This is a genomic window from Streptomyces sp. NBC_00090 (assembly GCF_045160815.1).
Taxonomy (GTDB): Bacteria; Actinomycetota; Actinomycetes; order Streptomycetales; family Streptomycetaceae; genus Streptomyces.
This window is the reverse complement of record NZ_CP108224.1, coordinates 6,102,157-6,121,818: the sequence shown is the minus strand read 5'-3', so window position 1 is coordinate 6,121,818 and position 19,662 is coordinate 6,102,157. Positions and strand designations below refer to the sequence as shown.

At 72.4% G+C, this 19,662-nt stretch carries 14 protein-coding genes; 7 read left to right on the top strand and 7 right to left on the bottom strand.

The window, feature by feature from the left end:
• Window positions 1-76 precede the first annotated feature (76 nt).
• The 3 genes from OG361_RS27610 to OG361_RS27600 form a co-directional block, all read right to left on the bottom strand.
• Window positions 77-1,630 (bottom strand): MFS transporter, encoded by a 1,554-nt coding sequence (locus OG361_RS27610; RefSeq protein WP_405857736.1) that lies wholly within the window; start codon window positions 1,628-1,630, stop codon window positions 77-79.
• 50 nt (window positions 1,631-1,680) lie between these two features.
• Window positions 1,681-3,111, bottom strand: a complete 1,431-nt coding sequence (locus OG361_RS27605) for a 4-hydroxyphenylacetate 3-hydroxylase family protein (RefSeq protein WP_384568325.1) — start codon at window positions 3,109-3,111, stop codon at window positions 1,681-1,683.
• A gap of 225 nt (window positions 3,112-3,336) precedes the next feature.
• The gene (locus OG361_RS27600; RefSeq protein ID WP_384568322.1) at window positions 3,337-4,329 is read right to left on the bottom strand and encodes an AraC family transcriptional regulator; all 993 of its coding nucleotides are present in this window, start codon (window positions 4,327-4,329) and stop codon (window positions 3,337-3,339) included.
• A gap of 117 nt (window positions 4,330-4,446) precedes the next feature.
• Here OG361_RS27600 and OG361_RS27595 point away from each other — a divergent pair, with 117 nt between their 5' ends.
• The 5 genes from OG361_RS27595 to glgB all read left to right on the top strand — a co-directional run bounded on the left by OG361_RS27595 (window position 4,447) and on the right by glgB (window position 13,652).
• The gene (locus tag OG361_RS27595; protein WP_405857734.1) at window positions 4,447-5,388 is read left to right on the top strand and encodes an SDR family oxidoreductase; all 942 of its coding nucleotides are present in this window, start codon (window positions 4,447-4,449) and stop codon (window positions 5,386-5,388) included.
• Between the two features lie 523 nt (window positions 5,389-5,911).
• The gene (locus tag OG361_RS27590) at window positions 5,912-7,897 is read left to right on the top strand and encodes an alpha-1,4-glucan--maltose-1-phosphate maltosyltransferase (protein WP_405857732.1); all 1,986 of its coding nucleotides are present in this window, start codon (window positions 5,912-5,914) and stop codon (window positions 7,895-7,897) included.
• Window positions 7,894-9,588, top strand: a complete 1,695-nt coding sequence (gene treS, locus OG361_RS27585; RefSeq protein ID WP_405857730.1) for a maltose alpha-D-glucosyltransferase — start codon at window positions 7,894-7,896, stop codon at window positions 9,586-9,588. Before OG361_RS27590 ends, treS begins: the two co-directional genes overlap by 4 nt.
• 233 nt (window positions 9,589-9,821) lie before the next feature.
• On the top strand, window positions 9,822-11,171 hold the full coding sequence (locus OG361_RS27580; RefSeq protein ID WP_405857728.1) for a maltokinase N-terminal cap-like domain-containing protein: 1,350 nt from the start codon (window positions 9,822-9,824) through the stop codon (window positions 11,169-11,171).
• A 213-nt stretch (window positions 11,172-11,384) separates the two neighbouring features.
• Entirely contained in the window at window positions 11,385-13,652 is a 2,268-nt protein-coding gene (gene glgB / locus OG361_RS27575) for a 1,4-alpha-glucan branching enzyme (protein WP_405857726.1), read from the top strand.
• Here the strand turns inward: glgB and OG361_RS27570 are convergent.
• The 4 genes from OG361_RS27570 to OG361_RS27555 form a co-directional block, all read right to left on the bottom strand.
• Window positions 13,639-15,894, bottom strand: coding sequence for a HelD family protein (locus OG361_RS27570; RefSeq protein WP_405857724.1), 2,256 nt, complete (start codon window positions 15,892-15,894; stop codon window positions 13,639-13,641). The genes glgB and OG361_RS27570 overlap by 14 nt on opposite strands.
• Window positions 15,895-16,054: 160 nt before the next feature.
• The gene (locus tag OG361_RS27565) at window positions 16,055-16,393 is read right to left on the bottom strand and encodes a thioredoxin family protein (protein WP_405857722.1); all 339 of its coding nucleotides are present in this window, start codon (window positions 16,391-16,393) and stop codon (window positions 16,055-16,057) included.
• 5 nt (window positions 16,394-16,398) lie between these two features.
• On the bottom strand, window positions 16,399-16,839 hold the full coding sequence (locus OG361_RS27560; protein ID WP_405857720.1) for a MerR family transcriptional regulator: 441 nt from the start codon (window positions 16,837-16,839) through the stop codon (window positions 16,399-16,401).
• A gap of 294 nt (window positions 16,840-17,133) precedes the next feature.
• On the bottom strand, window positions 17,134-17,664 hold the full coding sequence (locus OG361_RS27555; protein ID WP_405857718.1) for an Lrp/AsnC family transcriptional regulator: 531 nt from the start codon (window positions 17,662-17,664) through the stop codon (window positions 17,134-17,136).
• 67 nt (window positions 17,665-17,731) lie between these two features.
• Between OG361_RS27555 and OG361_RS27550 the strand changes: the two genes are divergently transcribed.
• Both OG361_RS27550 and OG361_RS27545 read left to right on the top strand, forming a co-directional pair.
• Window positions 17,732-18,718, top strand: coding sequence for an NAD-dependent epimerase/dehydratase family protein (locus OG361_RS27550; RefSeq protein WP_405857716.1), 987 nt, complete (start codon window positions 17,732-17,734; stop codon window positions 18,716-18,718).
• The gene (locus OG361_RS27545; protein ID WP_405857714.1) at window positions 18,718-19,614 is read left to right on the top strand and encodes an aldo/keto reductase; all 897 of its coding nucleotides are present in this window, start codon (window positions 18,718-18,720) and stop codon (window positions 19,612-19,614) included. Before OG361_RS27550 ends, OG361_RS27545 begins: the two co-directional genes overlap by 1 nt.
• Window positions 19,615-19,662 lie beyond the last annotated feature (48 nt).

The window sequence follows — 19,662 nt, the reverse complement described above, 5'->3', positions numbered from 1 at the left end:
CTCCCTCTCGACAGCCGCGCGCCCCTTCGGCTCACTCGCCTGGTGGTCGTGGGCATCGTTCGGAAGGTGGTGCCGGTCAGCGTCGCTCCGGTACACCGGCACCGGCGTCCTCCGGTGCCGGGGCCCGCTCCGGGAGGTGGAGGCGTACGGAGAGCAGCGCGGCCAGGGCGGCGAGGGCGGCGCCGGTGAGCAGCGCGGCGCGGAAGCCGGCCGTCTCGGCGGTGGCGCGGGCGGCCTCCCCCGCCCCGGTACGGGAGGCGGCGACGGCCACCAGGACGGCGAGGCCGAGGACGGAGCCGAACTGCTGGCTGGTGTTGACGAGGCCGGAGGCGAGTCCGGTCTCCTCGGGCGCGGCCTCGGCCGTGGCGGCCACGTTGGTGGTGACCATGACGAGCGGCAGCGCGGCGCCGAGGAGCAGGCTGGGCGCGAGGACCGTGGTCGCGAAGGTGCCGTCGGCGGTGAGCGCGAGGGCCAGCCACAGGGTGCCGGCGCAGAGCAGTGCGAAGCCGAGGGTCATGGTCCGGTGCAGGCCGATGCGGAAGATCATCCGGCCGGTCTGCGGGGCGACCGCGACGACGACGAGCGAGAGCGGCAGCAGGCCGAGGCCGCCGCCGAGGGGCGCGTATCCGAGGACGCTCTGGAGGTAGAGGCTGACCAGGAAGAACATCGGGAACAGCGTGGTCTGGGCGAGCGCGGCGAGGATGTTGGCGAGGCGGAGCGCGGGGCGGGCGAGCACCGCGGGCGGGACGAGGGGTGCGGCGGCGCGGGTCTCGACGGCGGCGAAGGCGAGGAGCAGGGCGAGTCCGGCTCCCCCGGCGGTGAGGGTGCGGGCGGAGCTCCAGCCGGACTCGGCCGCGCCGACGAGCGCGTAGGCGACGAGCCCGAGTCCGGCGGTCGCGGTGAGCGCCCCGGCGAGGTCGAAGCCGTCGCGACCGGCGTGGTCTTCGCGCCCGCCGTGGTCGTCGAGTCCGGCGTGGTCTTCGCGCCCGCCGTGGTCGTCGAGTCCGGCGTGGTCGCCGCGCCCACCGTGGTCGCCGCGACCGGCGTGGTCGCCGCGACCGGTGTGGCCGCCGCGACCGGTGTGGCCGCCGCGTCCGGCGTGGTCGTCGAGGAGGCGGAGGGCGAGGGCGGCGAGCGCGGCCGCGAGCAGGACGTTCAGCCAGAACGTGGCGCGCCAGCCGAGGAGATCGGTGAGGACGCCGCCGAGGACCGTGCCGAGGACGCCGCCGAGGCCGCCCATCGCGGCGAAAGCGCCGAGCGCCCGGTGCCGGGCGGGGCCGTCGGGGAAGAGCAGGAGCAGCAGGGCGAAGGCGGCGGCCGCCGCGAGGGCGGCGCCGACGCCCTGGGCGGCCCGGGCGGCGACGAGGGCGGCGGCGCCGGGGGCGAGGCCGCCGGCGGCGGAGGCCGCGGCGAGCAGGGCGAGGCCGGCGAGGAAGACCCGCCGGTGGCCGAGGAGATCGGCGACGCGGCCGCCGAGGAGGAGCAGTCCGCCGAAGGTGATCAGGTAGGCGTTGGCGACCCAGGAGAGGCCGGCGGAGCCGGAGCCGAGGTCCGCGCCGACGGAGGGCAGGGCGACGTTGACGATCGCGGTGTCCGTGATCAGCAGCAGCTGGGTGGCGGCGAGGAGCACGAGCGCCCCGCGCCGCGGCCCCCCTGGTCGTGGTCGTGGTCGCGGTGTCGTCACCGGGTCGTCCCCAGGCCGTAGCCGTCGAGACAGGTCTGGGCGAGTCTCTCGCACGCCCCGGCGGAGCCCGCCCAGGTCTGCATGGTCAGGTAGACGTGCGGGGCTCCGTGGTAGAAGCGCTCGTACTGTTCGTGGCGGCCCGCGAACTCGGAACCGAGCGCGTCCCAGGCCAGCTTGAGGAGTTTGAGGCGGTCCTCGGCGGGGTGTCCCGGGGTGCGGAAGTACTGCCGGACCAGCGGCCCGAGTTCGGGGTGGAGGAGGTCCCGGCCGCTCGCCGGCAGCTGGACGAGGGCCCCGCCCGCGAGGAGCTTGATGTCCTGGACGGCGCGCGGGTAGAGCTCGCCGGCCATGATCCGCTGGGCGAAGGAGATCTCCTGGCCCGGCCGGACCCCGCCGCGGCCCTCGTCGACCTCCTCGTACGAGGCTTCGGCGGCGAGCACGAAGGCCTTGGCCTGGGCGACCATGCCGAGGAGCCGGCCGAGGGCCTGGGTGACGGCCGGCAGCTTCTCGGTGCCGTGGGAGCGCGTGACGAGGATCGCGAGGCCGGTGAGGAACTCCAGCTTGGTCCAGAAGCGCGTGGCGGACTGGTGGACGAAGTTCAGGTAGGCCGGGGTCCGCCACCAGATGGCGCCGGTGGTGGCGGGGTCCCGGTAGGTGAGGACCCGTTCCCAGGGCACGAACACGTCCTCGCAGACGAGCATCGCGTCGTTCTCGTCGTACCGGGACGAGAGCGGGTGGTCGAAGACGGACCGGGAGCGCTCCTCGTAGGAGGTGCGGGAGATGAGCTTGAGGCCGGGGGTGTCGAGCCGTAAGGAGAAGGTGACGGCGTGCTCGGTGTCGTCGTCGGCCAGCGGCTCGATGGTGCCGACGAGGATCTCGTCGGCGAAGACCGCCCCGGTGCCGATGGTCTTGGCGCCGCGGACGACGATCCCGCCGTCGCGCTCCTCGACGATCCGGAGCGTGAGGTCGTCCTCGCCGGGGCCCGAGGCCGGGTTGGTGAGGGTGAAGGCGGCGTGCAGGTCGCCCTCGGCGAGCCGGCGGTGGAAGGCGAGGGCCTGCCCGGCGCCGTCGTAGGTCTCGCCGGTGAAGACGGCGGGCGTGGCGGCGAAGCCGGCCGCGCCGGCGGCCATGTAGTCGGGGGTGCGGCCGAGGAAGCCGTAGCTCGCCTCGGCCGTCGTACGGAAGGCCCGGCGCCGGGCCACCAGGTCCTCGTACGAGCGGGGCACGGCGTAGGCGCGGCGCACTCCGCCCTGGACGAGGACGGGGTGGTGCACGGGGTCGTCGGCGAGGTCGTACAGACCGGCGAAGGAGGCCGCCGAGGCCCGGAAGGCGGGGTGTGCGGTGACGTCCTTGACCCGTTCCCCGTCGAGCCAGATCTCGCGCCCGTCCCGCAGCGCCTCCAGATACTCCTGCCCGGACCTCGTCACCGGTCGCTCGCCTCTCCTCGGGTGTCACGGCTCTGCCGTCCCGAGCCTGTCCGGCGAGGTCCGTCCGGGCAATGAACGTCCGTCCAGGGGTTCTTAAGAACCGGCCAGCCCCGGCGCGCCGCCTGGACCCGGCGGCGCCGGCCTGACCGGGCGGCACGCGCCCGGTCCGGGCCGCGCCCCCGGAGCAGGCGCGCGCCACCGGGATCGGGCGGCGCGCTACCGGGATCAGGCGGCCCTGACGACCCCCGCGCGGTACTCGCCCGGTGTCACCCCGAACCATTTGCGGAAGGCGAGGTGGAAGCCGACGGCGCTCTGGTAGCCGACGCGGGCGGGCAGGGCCGACTGCGGGAGCGAGGTCTCGGAGAGGAGCCGTACGGCCTCCTGCATGCGGCGGGCGGCGAGGTAGCGGGCCGGGGACTCGCCGACCAGGTCGCGGAAGGCGGCCGTGAAGGCGGAGCGGGACATGCCGACCTCCCGGGCGAGGGAGTCGATCGTCCACGGTTCGGCGAAGCGGGTCGCCATCATCACCACGGCCCGGCTGATGCCGGGGTGGCGCAGCAGGGGCAGCGAGGCCGGGTTGTCGGCGAGTTCGCGGAGGAGCGGGCGGAGCGCGAGGACGAGTGCCATCTCGAAGGCGCGCAGGGTGATGAGCCGGTCGCCGGGGCCGACGGGCCGGTCGGGTGCGGCGAGCAGCCGGAGGGTGTCGCGGAGCAGGGGTTCGCGGTCGACCTGGGCGCCGTCGAGGACGAGCGCCCAGGGCAGCGAGGTGTAGAGGCCGGTGGCGGCGCTGGCGTCGTAGTGGAGTCCGGCGCAGAGCAGCCGGGCCTCGGGTCCCGTGCCCTCGATGACTATCTCGCCGGAGGTGCCGGGCTGCCGTTCGGGCAGGACGGCCTTGAGGGGGACGCCCTGGCGCTCGGGCCGGTCGGAGAGGCGGTGCGCGGTGCCGGTGGGGAAGACGACGAGGTCGCCGGCGTGCAGTTCGACGGAGGCCTCCCCGTCGGTGGTGATCCAGCAGTCGCCCTCGACGACGTAGTGGAGGACGGCGCAGCTGCGCTCGGCGTCGCCCTCGATGGCCCAGGGGGCGCGGACGTGCCAGCGGCTGTCGAAGACTCCGGTGAGCCGGAGGGGTTTCAGTAGTTCGCTCAGCAGGTCCTCGCGCTCGGCACTGGTGTCGTGCCGCGCGCACTGGTCGTGACGGTCGGTTCCCACGGTTTCCATGGACGATCCTTCAACTTCCGCCCCGGTTTGTTAATTGAACGGCCGAAGCCGTCGCGGCGAGCCTGGAAGCAGCCGACACGACAGCAGCGACAGCCTATCGAAGGGCCTCAGAAACACATGTCCAGTCAGATTCCGATGCGGGTGGCGGTCGTGGGCGCGACCGGGTTCCAGGGCGGCGCGGTGGCCCGCCTGCTGGTCGAGCGGCACCACCGGGTGCGCGCCCTGACGCGGCGCCCGGAGGCCGACCGGCCGCCGCTTCCCGGCGCCTTCTTCCTCGCCGGCGACCTGGGGCGGCGGGCCGAGGTGCGGCGGCTCTTCGAGGGGGCGACGCACGCGTTCGTCACGATGCCGCTGGTGTACGCCCCGGAGCGGGTGGAGGCGTACGCGCGGAACGTCGCGGACGCGGCCCTGGAGGCGGGTGTCCTCCGGCTGGTCTTCAACACCAACACCCGTATCCCGCACGGGCCGACGGAGTACGCGGCGTTCGAGACGCGCCGCCTCGCGGAGGAGGTGCTGCGGGACAGCGGGGTGCCGCTGGTGGTGATCCGGCCGCCGGTCTACCTCGACAACCTCTTCTCGCCGTGGAACGGTCCCGCGCTCGTCGACGACGGGGTGCTCGCCTATCCGCTGCCGGAGTCCGCGCGGACGGCGTGGCTCTCGCACCGGGGTCTTGCCGAGGCGGCCCTCGCGGCCCTGACCGGGGAGGGCCTGGAGGGGCGCACCTTCGACATCGGCGGCTCGACGGCGCTGACCGGTGGCGAACTCGCGGCCGCCTTCGGCCGGGGCCTCGGCCGGACGGTGCGGTACCAGGAGCTGGATCCGGTCGACTTCGAGCACGGACTGGCCGAACTCGTCGGCCCGGAGGCGGCGGCCGGGGTGGCGGGGGTCTACCACTTCATGGCGAGCGAGACGGACCCGCTGCTCATGGCGGGTGACGACGGGGTGTCGGCGGAGGTGCTCGCGCTCGAACCGGCCCCGGTGGAGGAGTGGGTGGCCCGCCAGCCCTGGCAGGTCTGGTCGACGGACTCGGAGGAGCCGGACACGTCCTCGCGCCACTGACCCGCCGCGCGGGAACCGGCCCCGTCCCCCTCGGACGGGGCCGCTTGGCGTCCGCCAGGGCGAGTGAGCCGAAGGGGCGCGCCGGGGGAACGGGGTCGAGCGCGCGGAGGATCGTGAGGAACGAGCGATTCGAGCACGGTCGACCCCGTGAGCCCGGCTGGAGCGCCCCGGAGGCGAACCGAGCCCGAAAAAAGGGGTGCCCCGGAGGCGAACCGAGCCCCAAAGAACGGCAAGCGGGGCTCGTTTCCGGTCGTCCGGGCACTTGCCCGCACGGCTACGTCCGAGTAGTTAACAAGGCGCCGGATTGCTCACCCGGGAACCGGGGGAAGGCTCCTCCGGTACACCCCCGAAACCGTCCCCCGTGAACCCCGTATCGGACCCCGTACTCCCTGTGGACCCGCCATTCGAGTGAACGCGGACAGGAGCGGCCATGCCCGCAACCCGCCGGCCGTCGACGGAGCTAAAAAGAGCGCACCACCACCCGCACCCCCGTAACCCGTCAGGTGATGCCGTGAATCCGCTCATGGGACGCATTCCCGTACTGGACGTACGCCCGCTGGTCGACTGTGGCCGGCGCCCCGCGAAAGCGGTGGCCGGAGAGTCCTTCGAGGTGACGGCGACCGTCTTCCGCGAAGGCCACGACGCGGTCGCCGCCAATGTCGTACTTCGTGGCCCGTCGGGCCGCCCCGGCCCGTGGACCCCGATGCGTGAACTGGCCCCCGGTACCGACCGATGGGGTGCCGAGGTCACCCCCGGCGCCGAGGGCCGATGGACGTACACCGTCGAGGCGTGGAGCGATCCGTTGGCCACCTGGCGCCATACGGCGAAGATCAAGATCCCGGCCGGGATCGACTCCGAACTGGTCCTCGCCGAGGGGGCCGAGCTGCACGAGCGGGCCGCGAAGGGCGTCCCGAAGAAGGGCGGCGGCCGGGAGGCCGTGCTCGCCGCCGCGGACGCGCTGCGTGACGTGGCCCGTCCGGCCGCCGTCCGGCTCGCGGCGGCGCTCGCCCCGCGGGTGGTCGACTCCCTCGACCGGTACCCGCTGCGCGAACTCCTCTCCTCCTCGCCCGCGTTGCCGCTCCAGGTGGAGCGGGAGCGGGCCCTGTTCGGCTCCTGGTACGAGTTCTTCCCGCGCTCGGAGGGCGTGCGGAAGGTGAAGGGCCGTACGGTTCCGGGGAACTTCCGGACCGCGGCCGAACGGCTCCCGGCGGTCGCGGCGATGGGCTTCGACGTGGTGTACCTGCCGCCGGTCCACCCGATCGGCGAGACCCACCGCAAGGGCCCGAACAACTCCCTGTCGGCCTCTCCGAACGACGTGGGCGTGCCGTGGGCGATCGGCTCCCCCGAGGGCGGGCACGACGCGCTCCACCCGGACCTGGGCACCTTCGAGGACTTCGACGCGTTCGTGGCGCGCGCCCGGGAGCTGCGTCTGGAGATCGCGCTGGACTTCGCCCTCCAGTGTTCGCCGGACCACCCGTGGGTGGAGAAGCACCCGGAGTGGTTCCACCACCGCCCGGACGGTTCGATCGCGTACGCGGAGAACCCGCCGAAGAAGTACCAGGACATCTATCCCATCGCCTTCGACGCCGACATGGACGGGATCGTCGCGGAGACCGTGCGGGTGCTGCGGCACTGGATGGACCACGGCGTGCGGATCTTCCGGGTCGACAACCCGCACACCAAGCCGGTGGTGTTCTGGGAGCGGGTGATCGGCGAGATCAACGGCGCCGACCCGGACGTGATCTTCCTGGCGGAGGCCTTCACGCGGCCCGCGATGATGCGGACCCTCGGCGCGATCGGCTTCCAGCAGTCGTACACGTACTTCACCTGGCGCAACACCAAGGAGGAGCTGACGGAGTACCTCACCGAGCTGTCCGGGGAGACGGCCGCGCAGATGCGGCCGAACTTCTTCGTGAACACCCCCGACATCCTGCACGCCTACCTCCAGGACGGTGGCCGGCCCGCGTTCGAGGCGCGGGCGGTGCTGGCCGCGACGCTCTCGCCGTCCTGGGGCATGTACGCCGGGTACGAGCTGTGCGAGAACACCCCGCTGCGTGACGGCAGCGAGGAGTACCTGGACTCGGAGAAGTACGAACTGCGGCCGCGTGACTGGGAGTCGGCGGAGCGGGCCGGGGCGACGATCACTCCGCTCATCACCGCCCTGAACCGGATCAGGCGCCGTCACCCGGCGCTCCGCAGGCTGCGGAACCTGACCTTCCACGACACCGACAACCCGCAGGTGATCGCGTACAGCAAGCGATCGGGTTCGAACACCGTTCTGATGGTCGTCAACCTCGACCCGCACCACACCCAGGAGGCGACGGTCTCGTTGGACATGCCGGAACTCGGCCTCGACTGGCACGAGACCGTGCCGGTGCGCGACGAGCTCACCGGCGAGACCTATCACTGGGGCAGGGCCAGCTACGTGCGCCTAGAGCCGGGTGTCACACCCGCGCACGTCCTCGTCCTGCGACCGTCCCCGCAGACCGGAGGGTCACCCACAACATGACTGTCAACGAGCCCGTCCCCGACACCTTCGAGGACACCCCCGCCAAGGACCGCGATCCCGACTGGTTCAAGCGGGCCGTCTTCTACGAGGTCCTCGTCCGCTCCTTCCAGGACAGCAACGGCGACGGCGTCGGCGACCTGAAGGGCATCACGTCCAAACTGGACTACCTCCAGTGGCTGGGCGTGGACTGCCTCTGGCTGCCGCCGTTCTTCAAGTCCCCGCTGCGGGACGGAGGCTACGACGTCGCCGACTACACCTCGGTGCTCCCCGAGTTCGGCGACCTGGCCGACTTCGTCGAGTTCGTCGACGCCGCCCACCAGCGCGGAATGCGCGTGGTCATCGACTTCGTCATGAACCACACGAGCGACCAGCACCCGTGGTTCCTGGAGTCCCGGCGCGACCCGGACGGTCCGTACGGCGACTACTACGTCTGGGCGGACGACGACAAGCAGTACGCGGACGCGCGGATCATCTTCGTCGACACCGAGTCCTCCAACTGGACCTTCGACCCGGTCCGCAAGCAGTACTACTGGCATCGCTTCTTCTCGCACCAGCCGGACCTCAACTACGAGAACCCGACCGTGCAGGAGGAGATCCTCTCCGCGCTGAAGTTCTGGCTGGACCTGGGGATCGACGGCTTCCGCCTCGACGCGGTGCCCTACCTGTACCAGCAGGAGGGCACCAACTGCGAGAACCTTCCGGCGACCCACGGCTTCCTCAAGCGGGTCCGCAAGGAGATCGACGACCACTACCCGGACACGGTCCTGCTCGCCGAGGCGAACCAGTGGCCGGAGGACGTCGTCGACTACTTCGGCGACTTCCGCTCGGGCGGCGACGAGTGCCACATGGCCTTCCACTTCCCGGTCATGCCGCGGATCTTCATGGCGGTGCGGCGCGAGTCGCGGTACCCGGTCTCCGAGATCCTCGCGAAGACCCCGGAGATCCCCTCCGGCTGTCAGTGGGGCATCTTCCTGCGCAACCACGACGAGCTCACCCTCGAGATGGTCACGGACGAAGAGCGCGACTACATGTACGCCGAGTACGCCAAGGACCCGCGGATGCGGGCCAACATCGGCATCCGGCGGCGGCTCGCCCCGCTCCTCGACAACGACCGCAAGCAGATGGAGCTCTTCACCGCGCTGCTCTTCTCGCTGCCCGGTTCGCCGGTGCTGTACTACGGCGACGAGATCGGCATGGGCGACAACATCTGGCTGGGCGACCGGGACGGGGTCCGCACCCCGATGCAGTGGACTCCCGACCGGAACGCGGGCTTCTCCTCCTGCGACCCGGGGCGGCTCTACCTTCCGGCCATCATGGACCCGGTCCACGGCTACCAGGTGACCAACGTCGAGGCGGGCATGGCCTCGCCGTCCTCGCTGCTGCACTGGACGAAGCGGATGATCGAGATCCGTAAGCAGAACCGGGCCTTCGGCACGGGGACGTACACCGAACTCCCGGCGTCCAACCCGGCGGTGCTCGCCTTCCTGAGGGAGGACGGTGACGATCTCGTCCTCTGCGTGAACAACTTCTCGCGGTTCGCGCAGCCGACCGAGCTCGACCTGCGGCGCTTCGCCGGCACCCAGCCGGTGGAGCTGATCGGCGGGGTGACGTTCCCGGCCATCGGCGAGCTGCCCTACCTCCTGACCCTTGCGGGACACGGGTTCTACTGGTTCCGTCTCAAGAAGCACTGACCGACGGTCAGTTCGGATTCGTCCGGGGTGGGACGGTTTCCCCCGTCCCCCTCTGGGCACTGTGTCCCACACACGATTCAGGTCCATACGGGCCTTCTTGCCGGGCCCATACGGATCTTCCCCTTCCGACACGTCCCGCACTTCCGGACAGTCCAAGCCGCCATCCGGGACACTCTGCGCATTTGAACGCCTACAACAGCCAACTGCGCGCCCCGGGGAAAGGACGCGATGCCATGCCGGAGACCGCATCCACCACCCGGGCCTCGGACGCCCTCCTTCCGTCCCTCGCCCCCCTGCTCCACGAATGGCTGCCCCGGCAGCGCTGGTTCGCGGGCAAGGGCCGCCGGGTCACCGGATTCACGCTGGAAGCGGCCACCGAGCTGCTGCCCCTGGACGGCACGGGACCCGGTCTCCTCCATCTGCTCGTACGGGTCGAACAGCCCGGCCGCCCGGCCGGAACACCCGCCGACTGCTACCAACTGCTCCTGGGCGTACGGACCCAGCTGCCGCCCCGCCTCGCCCCCGCCCTGATCGGGCGGATCAGACAGGGCCCGCTCGCCGGACGCGCGGTCTACGAAGGGCTGCGCGACCCGCGGCTCGCCGGACTCCTCTACGAGCGGCTGCGCGCCCCGGGCCGGACCGGCCCGCTGCGCTTCCACGCGACCACCGCCCTGCCACCCGCGCTCGCCCCCCGGGTGCTCGACGCAGAGCAGTCCAACTCATCGCTGGTGTACGGCGATTCGTACATCCTGAAGATCTTCCGCAGGGTCAGTCCGGGCGCCAACCCCGACCTGGAACTGCCCCTCGCGCTGAGCCGGGCCGGCTGCGCCCGCGTACCGGCTCCGGTCGCCTGGTTCGAGTCGGGGGCCGCGACCCTCGGCGTCCTCCAGCCCTATCTGCGGGACTCCCGGGACGGCTGGCGGCTCGCGCTCGACGCGCTCGCCGACGGGCGGGAGTTCGCCACCGAGGCGCGGGCCCTCGGCCGGGCCACGGCCGAGGTGCACCTCGCGCTCGCCGACGCGCTGCCGACCCGGCGACTGCGGCGGTCCGAGACCGAGCACCTCGCCGCGGCGATGGACCGGCGGCTGCACGCGGCGGCGCAGGCGGTGCCCGCACTCCTGCCGTACGTACCGGGGTTGCGGGCCGTCTTCGCGGCGGCCGGCGACGCCCCCGGCGCGGGCGCCCTCCAGCGCATCCACGGCGACCTCCATCTGGGGCAGACCCTGCGGGGCTCCGACGGCGGCTGGGCGGTCATCGACTTCGAGGGCGAACCGGCGAAGCCGCTGGACGAGCGGCGGAGTCCCCAGCCCACGGTCCGCGACGTCGCCGGAATGCTCCGCTCCTTCGACTACGCGGCCCGCACGCACCGTCCGTGGAACGCGGACTGGGCGGCCCGCTGCCGGGCCGCCTACTGCACGGGCTACGCGGAGGTGTCGGGCGCCGACCCGCGCACGGACCCGGCGCTCCTCCGCGCCTACGAGACCGACAAGGCGGTCTACGAGGTCGTCTACGAGGCACGCCACCGACCGGACTGGCTCCCGGTCCCCATGTCCGCGATCGAACGCCTCGCGACCTCACCATGACCCACCACGAGCCCCCGCCCCGCCCGCGCCCGACGGCCGGCGGGGGCACCGGCCGGGCGGGGGCGACCCGTTCGGCCCAATCGTCGCCCTCTCCCCTACCGCTCTCGCCTGCGGCGACCGCCACGCGCCCCGTTCGGCCGAGTGTCCCGTACCCGCACCCCACCGTTGCCTACCCCGTACCCCTGTTCCCCTCGCCCTCCAGGAGGCACCCCCGTGACCGCCCGATCCGCAGGCAAGACGTCGCGCGCCAGGAAGACGCCCGCATCGGACCGGACCGCCGTGCGGAAGGCGCCACCCCTCGATCCGGGCGACCGCGCCCGGCTGCTCGCCGGTGAGCACCACGATCCGCACGGCGTTCTCGGTGCGCACCCGGTGCGCGGTGGGGTCGTGGTGCGTGTGCTGCGCCCGTGGGCGAAGGAGGTCGCCGTCCTCGCCAAGGGTCGTCGCGTCGCGCTTCACGACGACGGCGACGGGCTCTTCTCGTGCCTGCTGCCGCTGCTGCGCAAGGTGCCCGCGTACGAGCTGCGGGTCCGCTACGAGGACGGTGGCGACGAGCTCGCCGTCGTCGACCCGTACCGCTTCCTGCCCTCCCTCGGTGAGCTCGATCTGCACCTGATCGGCGAGGGGCGGCACGAGGAGCTGTGGACGGCGCTCGGCTCCCACACGCTGACCCACGAGGGCGTGACCGGCACCCGCTTCGCCGTCTGGGCGCCGAACGCGCGCGGAGTCCGGGTCACCGGTGACTTCACGCACTGGGACGGCACGGGGCTGCCGATGCGCTCGCTCGGATCGACGGGCGTGTGGGAGCTGTTCCTGCCGGGCATCGGCGAGGGCGCCGTCTACAAGTACGACATCACCCGCCCGGACGGTTCGCACACCGTGCGGGCGGACCCGATGGCCCGCCGCACCGAGTGCCCGCCGAACACCGCGTCGGTCGTCACCGCCTCGCACCACGCGTGGGACGACGCCGAGTGGATGGACCGGCGCGGCGCCCGCCCGCACCACGAGTCCCCGCTCTCCGTCTACGAGCTCCACCTGCCGTCCTGGCGGCCGGGGCTGACGTACCGCGAGCTGGCGGAGCAGCTGCCCGACTACGTCCGCGACCTCGGCTTCACGCACGTGGAGTTCATGGCCGTCGCCGAGCATCCGTTCAGCGGCTCCTGGGGCTACCAGGTCACCGGCTTCTACGCGCCGACGGCCCGGCTGGGCACTCCCGACGACTTCAAGCACCTGGTCGACGCCCTGCACCGGGCGGGGATCGGGGTCCTGATGGACTGGGTCCCGGCGCACTTCCCGAAGGACGACTGGGCGCTCGCCGAGTTCGACGGGCGTCCGCTGTACGAGCACGAGGACCCGCGCCGCTCGCACCATCCCGACTGGGGGACCCTGGAGTTCGACTACGGGCGCAAGGAGGTGCGGAACTTCCTCGTCGCCAACGCGGTCTACTGGTGCCAGGAGTTCCACCTCGACGGGCTCCGGGTGGACGCGGTGGCCTCGATGCTCTACCTGGACTACTCGCGGGAGCACGGCGAGTGGCTGCCGAACGAGTTCGGCGGGCGGGAGAACCTGGACGCGGTGGCCTTCCTCCAGGAGATGAACGCGACCGTGTACCGGCGCTGCCCGGGGATCGTCACCTTCGCCGAGGAGTCCACGGCCTGGGACGGGGTGACCCGGGCGACGGACCAGGTCGGGCCGGGCGGCTTCGGCGGTCTGGGCTTCGGCATGAAGTGGAACATGGGCTGGATGCACGACTCGCTCGGCTACGCGGGGAAGGAGCCGGTGCACCGCAAGTACCACCACCACGAGATGACCTTCTCGATGGTGTACGCGTACAGCGAGAACTACATCCTGCCGATCTCGCACGACGAGGTCGTGCACGGCAAGCGGTCGCTGGTCTCGAAGATGCCGGGCGACTGGTGGCAGCAGCGGGCCAACCACCGGGCCTACCTGGGCTTCATGTGGGCCCATCCCGGCAAGCAACTCCTCTTCATGGGTCAGGAGTTCGCGCAGGGGGCGGAGTGGTCGGCGGAGCACGGGCCCGACTGGTGGCTGCTCGACCCGGCGTACGGGGCGGAGCCCGACCACCGGGGCGTCCGGGACCTGGTGCGGGACCTGAACACGGTGTACGCGGCGCACCCGGCGCTCTGGGAGCGGGACACCGCCCCGGACGGCTTCCAGTGGGTGGCCGGGGACGCGGCGGAGGACAACGTCTTCGCGTTCCTGCGCTTCGACGGCTTCGGTTCGCCGCTGCTCGCCGTGTCGAACTTCTCGCCGGTCGTCCGGCATGACTACCGGCTCGGGGTGCCGGACACCTTCGCCGCCTGGGCGGAGGTCCTGAACACGGACGCCGCCCGGTACGGCGGCGGGGACGTGGTGGGCACCGACCCGGTGAAGACCGAGTCGGTGCCGTGGCACGGCCGTTCGTCGAGCGTGCGGATGACGCTGCCGCCGCTGGCGACGGTCTGGCTCAGGCCGGCGTGACGGCCGGGGCGGCCCTCCTGATCACACCCAGTCGCTGGGTCGCCCGGGTCAGCGCCACGTACAGGTCGTTGACCCCGTGCGGGGCGCCGTCCACGATCCCCTCCGGGTCGACGACGAGGACCGTGTCGAACTCCAGGCCCTTCGCCTGCCGGGGGTCGAGGAGGACCACCGGCCGGGTGAGGTCCGGGGCGGTGCCGTGGGCGGCGTCCGGAAGGGCGGCGACCAGGCCGGGGAGCAGCTCCTCGGGGGCGATCACGGCGAGCCGGCCCTCGGACCGCAGCTCGGCGGCGACCGCGTCGGCGGCCTCCTTGACCGGGTCGTCGACGGTCCGGTCCCAGGGTTCCACGCCGGTGGAGCGCACCGACCGGGGCGGTTCGAAGCCCGGGTCGGCGGTCCTTCGCACCTCGGCGGCGACCGCCATGATCTCGGCGGGCGTGCGGTAGTTGACGCCGAGGCGTACGTGCTCCCAGCGGTCCTGCACGTACGGGTCGAGGATCCGCTCCCAGGCGCCGACGCCGGCCGGGTCGCCGGTCTGGGCGGGGTCGCCGACCAGGGTCATGGAGCGGGTCGGGCTGCGGCGCATGAGGAGCCGCCAGGTCATCGCGGAGAGCTCCTGGGCCTCGTCCACGATGATGTGGCCGAAGGCCCAGGTGCGGTCGGCGGCGGCCCGTTCGGCGGCGGTGCGGTGGTCGGCCTCCTCGTGCCGTTCGGCGAAGCGCTCGGCGTCGATGATGTCGTGGGCGGAGAGGACCTCGGAGGCGTCCTCGTCCAGCTCCTCCTTGTCCTCGAACTCGTAGGTGCGCGAGGCGTACGAGACGTCGAGGACGCCCTGCGCGTACTGGATCTGGCGCTGCCGCTCGGCCTCCTGGGCGGCGCGGGCGGCCGAGTCGTCCTCGCCGAGGAGTTCGGCGGCCTCGTCGAGGAGGGGGACGTCGGCGGGGGTCCACTCCCCGGAGTCGCGCCGGATCGCCGCCGCGTCCGCGTCGTCGAGGTGGGTGGGCTCGGCGAGGTAGTCGGCGAGGAACTCCTGGGGGGTGAGGGCGGGCCAGAGGGTGTCGACGGCGGCGTGGACGTCGGGGTTGGCGGCGATGCCCTTGGCGAGGAGTGCGCGGTCGTCGGGGCCGAGGAAGTTGGGTCCGCCGTAGGGGTCGGCGCCGATGCGGTCGGCGAGCTGTTCGGCGAGCGCGTCCAGGACGCGGAAGACGAAGTAGGGGCGGGCGAGGTTGTGCGGGAGGACGGTCTCGCGGGCCTTGTGGCGGGCCTCCAGGGCCATGTCCCAGTCGATGACCAGGTCCCCGTCCTCGTGCGGGACGACGAGGGGCGCGCCGCGCTCGGGGACCTGCTGGCGGTCCCGTACGGCCGCGGCGAGCGCCCCGGCCATGGCCGCGGAGCCCTTGACGGCGGCGGCGCGCGGGGTGTCGGTGCCGGTGGCGCGGACGCCGGGGAAGAGTTCGGCGGGGGTGGCGAGGAGGACGCCGGTCTCGCCGAGGGAGGGCAGGACGTTGCCGATGTAGCCGAGGAAGGCGGGGTTGGGGCCGACGATGAGGACGGCCCGCTTGGCGAGTTGCTCGCGGTGGGCGTAGAGGAGGTACGCGGCCCGGTGCAGGGCGACGGCGGTCTTGCCGGTGCCGGGGCCGCCCTCGACGACGAGGACGCCGTGGTGCGGGGAGCGGATGATGGCGTCCTGCTCGCCCTGGATGGTCTGCACGATGTCGTGCATGCGGCCGGTGCGGGCGGCGTCGAGCGCGGCGAGCAGCACCTCGTCGGCGTCGCGGCTCTCGTGCCCGGTGCGGGTGGCGTCGGCGAGGTCGAGCACCTCGTCGTGGAGGGCGGTGACCTCGCGGCCCCGGGTGCTGATGTGCCGGCGGCGGGAGAGGCCCATGGGCTCGTACCCGGTGGCGAGGTAGAAGGGCCGGGCGACCTCGGCGCGCCAGTCGACGACGAGGGGGGTGCGGTTCGGGTCGTCCCTGCGGATGCCGATCCGTCCGATGTGGTGGTCGCGGCCGTCGCGGAAGACGAGCCGGCCGAAGCAGAGCCCGCTCTCCCCCGCGTCGAACGCGGCGAGCAGCCCGGACTGTTCGGCGACCGTCACGTCCCGTTCGAGGCGGCCCTGGTTGCTGCCCACCCCGGGGGTGCGCAGGGCCTGGGCGACGGCCGCCTCGGCCCGGTCCCTCAGGTCGTCGAGTCGTGCGTACAGATCGGTGATGAATTGCTGCTCGTTCCGAAATTCCTCGGTTGACAATTCGACTCCCGGCGCGATACAGTGCGTTTATTGAACTTCTCCGTGCTTTCGGTATGTCCGGGCACGGAATCCATTAATATACGCGAGGCAATACCCCGACTGTCAATTCTAGTCGGGGTATTTCTGTATGCCCTGGCGAAAGTCTCGCGGACCGGCCCGGTCAGGCGAGCACGTCCTCCAGCTCCTCCAGGAGGCGGCGCTTCGGGCGGGCCCCGACGATCGACCTCACCGGCTCGCCCGCCCGGAAGACCATGAGCGTCGGGGTCGCGAGCACCCCGTACCTCGTCGTGGTCTCCGGGTTGCGGTCCACGTCGATCTCGACGATCCGCAGCCGCTCCGACTCCTCCGCGGCGATCGCGGCGAGCACCGGCGTCAGCTGCCGGCACGGCCCGCACCACACCGCGGTGAACTTCACCAGGACCGGCAGCCCGGCGCCCAGCACCTCCGTGCCGAAGTCCGCGTCCGTGACCTCGGCCACGCCCTGCGTGTGCGTCGTCATCCCCGTCACCCCTCCCTGTCCGGACCCGTCTCCGGATCCGTCTCCGTGTCCCACTCCGAACCGAGCTCGCACCGGGGTTCCGGGCCGTGCGGCAACTCCGCCTCGGCCCGCAGGAGCTGGGCGCCCACCTGGGCGCGTACCGCCCGGAGCTCTGCGATCAGCCCGTCCAGCTCGGCGACCTTCCGCCGGTAGACGGCGATCGACGCGGGGCAGGCGTCCCCCGCGGGGTGCCCCGCCCGCAGACAGTCGACGAACGGCCGCGTCTCCTCCAGCTCGAACCCGAAGTCCTGCAGGGTCCTGATCTGCTGGAGGAGCCGCAGGTCGTCCTCGTCGTACGTGCGGTACCCCTGCTCCGTGCGCCGCGCGGGCAGCAGGCCACGGGACTCGTAGTACCGCAGAGTCCGCGTGGTGGTTCCCGCCCGCTCGGCCAGCTCTCCGATGCGCATGTCCCCGAACGTAAGCCTTGACGCCGACGTCAAGGCAAGAAGTGACCTCGAAGGGCTCACCGGGCCACCCGGTCGCCGGCCTCGGGCGGGGCGGTGGTCAGAGGGAGAAGCACCCGTCCCTCGAAGGGGCCGCCGGGTTTCCCGGCGCCGGTGCGGAATTCATCGATGATCTGTGTGGTGAAGTGGAGAGGCAAAGCCGTCCCAACCGTCCTCTTGCCTCCATGTCTCCGCTTTCCGGCACGGACCGACACGCGACGCGAGTTCCTCCATCTCAACCGCAGGCCCTCGGGGCTGTCAAGGACGAGTTCCGTCGGGCGGCAGCAGCGGCTTCCGCTCCACCGGGGACGACAGCACGATCGACGTCGTGGTCCTGCCGAGCGCCGAGGTCTGCTCCAGGACGTCTTCGAGGTGGACGGTGTCGGTGACGGCGACCTTGAGGATCCAGCAGTCCTCGCCCACCACGTGGTGGACCTCCAGGACCTCGGGGCGCGCGGTCAGTTCCAGGGTCCGCGGGTGCTTGAGGGTGTAGCCGCCGTGCGGGTCGACCCGGATGAAGGCCTGGATGCCGTAGCCGAGCCGGGCCGGGGAGACATGGGCGCCGTAGCCGGTGATCGCCCCGCTCGCCTCCAGCCGGCGGACCCGCTCGGTGACGGCCGCGGGGCTGAGCCGGACGCGGCGGCCGAGCTCGCTGAGCTTGATCCGGCCGTCGCTCTGCAGGAGGTCCAGTATCTGCCGGTCGATGGGGTCGAAAGCGGCAGCCGAGGATTCGTGGGCGGCGGGGCGCGCAGGCCGTGGTTCCTTCGGTGCGGCGGCCAGGACTCCCATGATTCCCCCTTCAGGCAGCGAGCGGACAACGTAACACTTGTCCTGCGAATCAAGGGAGTTGAGAGTGATGGACATTCTGCTCATCGGCGGAAATCGCTATTTCGGAAAGCGGGTCATCGCCCTGCTGCGGGAATCCGGACATCGGATCACGGTGCTCAACCGGGGTTCTTCCGGCACCCCGGGGGGAATCGAGCACCTCGTGGCCGACCGTGACGACGAGGCCGCCCTGGAATCCGTTCTGGCGGGCCGTTCCTTCGACGTCGTCCTGGACCAGGTCTGCTACACCCCGCGCCAGGCGGAGATCGCCCTGCGGGTGTTCGGGACGCGTACCGGGCGCTACGTGATGACGTCGACGGTGGAGGTGTACGGGTACGAGGACTCGCCCGTACCGGTCGCCGAGTCCGTCCTCGACCTGGCCGCGGTCACCGTCGACACGGGCCTGGCCTGGGAGGATCCGGAGTTCCGCGAGGAGCACTACGGGGAGGGGAAGCGGCAGGCCGAGGCGGTGTTCGCGGCCGGGTCCCCGTTCGCCTGGACCTCGGTGCGGGTCGCGCACGTGGTGGGCGGCGACGACGACTTCACGGGCCGGATCGACCACTACGCGCGGCGGATCCGGGCCGGCGAACCGATCACCGTGCCCGTGGTGAACCACCCGGCGACCTATGTGTACGTGGAGGAGATCGCCGCGTTCCTCGCCTGGGCGGTCGAGGCGGAATTCACCGGGCCGGTGAACGCCCATTCCCACGGTCTGCTCTCCACGGCCGACATCTGCGCGGAGATCGAGAAGCTGACGGGCGGCCGGACGGTCTTCCGGGAGGTGGAGGTCGGCGAGGTCTCGCCCTTCTCCTTCGCCCGCTCGTACGGGATGGACAACTCCCGCGCCACCGCACTCGGCTATTCCTTCCGGCATTGCGCCGAGTGGCTTCCGCGGGCGCTCTCCGAGACGGTCGGGGCGATGCGCTTCGAGGCGGCCGACGTTGAGACGGCGGACTCCGAGGCGACGGACCTCGGGGCGGCGGACGTCGGGGCGGCGGACTCCGCGGCGGCGCGCTGATGCGGCTCAGGACGCTGGGGGACGTACGGGTCGGGGCGATCGGCTTCGGCACGATGCCGCTCTCCATCGAGGGCCGCCCCGACGCGGCCCGGGCCGCGGCCACCCTGCACGCGGCCCTCGACGCGGGCGTGACGCTTCTCGACACCGCCGACTCCTACCACCCGCCGGACGGCTCGCCGGGCGAGGGCGAGCTGCTCGTCGCCCGGGCCCTGGCCTCGTACGGGGGCCGTACGGACGACGTGCTGGTCGCGACGAAGGGCGGGCGCGGGCGGACGGCGGACGGGGGCTGGACCGTGGACGGCCGGCCGGCGCACCTGCGGCGGGCGGCGGAGGCCTCGGCCCGGCGGCTCGGCTCCACCCCGATCGGCCTGTACCAGCTGCACAAGCCGGACCCGGCCGTCCCGTACGCCGAATCACTGCGTGCGATACGGGAGTTGCTCGACGCCGGCACGATCCGGCTGGCCGGGATCTCGAACGTGGACACGGAGCAGATCCTGCTGGCCCGCGAGATCCTGGGCGACGGGCTGGCCTCCGTACAGAACCGCTACTCGCCGGCGGTCCGGGAGAGCGAGGCGGAGCTGCGGCTCTGCGCGGAGCTCGGTCTCGCCTTCCTGCCGTGGAGTCCGCTGGGCGGGATCTCCCGCAGCTCGCTGGACGGGGCGTCCGCGCTGGAGGAGGACCCGGACTTCGGGGGCTTCCACCGGGTGGCGCGGGAGCGGGGCGTCAGCCCGCAGCGGGTGGCGCTCGCCTGGTTGCTCAGCCGGTCGGGGACGGTGCTGCCGATCCCGGGAGCGAGCCGGCCGGAGACGGTACGGGACTCGGCCGCGGCGGCCGGTCTCGACCTGGGGGCGGAGGAGCTGGCGGAGCTGGACGGCGCGCCGCCGGCCTCCGGCTGACCCGCACGGGATGTCGCCGCGTCCTCCCGGAGCCCGGATCCGGCTCAA

Bases quoted from the DNA above. Each gene is read 5' to 3' on its own strand.
- OG361_RS27555 (WP_405857718.1), bottom strand. From the start codon at position 17,664: ATGGGAGTCCTGGCCGCCGCACCGAAGGAACCACGGCCTGCGCGCCCC.
- OG361_RS27595 (WP_405857734.1), top strand. From the start codon at position 4,447: ATGTCCAGTCAGATTCCGATGCGGGTGGCGGTCGTGGGCGCGACCGGG.
- OG361_RS27565 (WP_405857722.1), bottom strand. From the start codon at position 16,393: ATGACGACGCACACGCAGGGCGTGGCCGAGGTCACGGACGCGGACTTC.
- OG361_RS27550 (WP_405857716.1), top strand. From the start codon at position 17,732: ATGGACATTCTGCTCATCGGCGGAAATCGCTATTTCGGAAAGCGGGTC.
- OG361_RS27560 (WP_405857720.1), bottom strand. From the start codon at position 16,839: ATGCGCATCGGAGAGCTGGCCGAGCGGGCGGGAACCACCACGCGGACT.
- OG361_RS27590 (WP_405857732.1), top strand. From the start codon at position 5,912: ATGGGACGCATTCCCGTACTGGACGTACGCCCGCTGGTCGACTGTGGC.
- treS (WP_405857730.1), top strand. From the start codon at position 7,894: ATGACTGTCAACGAGCCCGTCCCCGACACCTTCGAGGACACCCCCGCC.
- OG361_RS27545 (WP_405857714.1), top strand. From the start codon at position 18,718: ATGCGGCTCAGGACGCTGGGGGACGTACGGGTCGGGGCGATCGGCTTC.
- OG361_RS27600 (WP_384568322.1), bottom strand. From the start codon at position 4,329: ATGGAAACCGTGGGAACCGACCGTCACGACCAGTGCGCGCGGCACGAC.
- OG361_RS27580 (WP_405857728.1), top strand. From the start codon at position 9,822: ATGCCGGAGACCGCATCCACCACCCGGGCCTCGGACGCCCTCCTTCCG.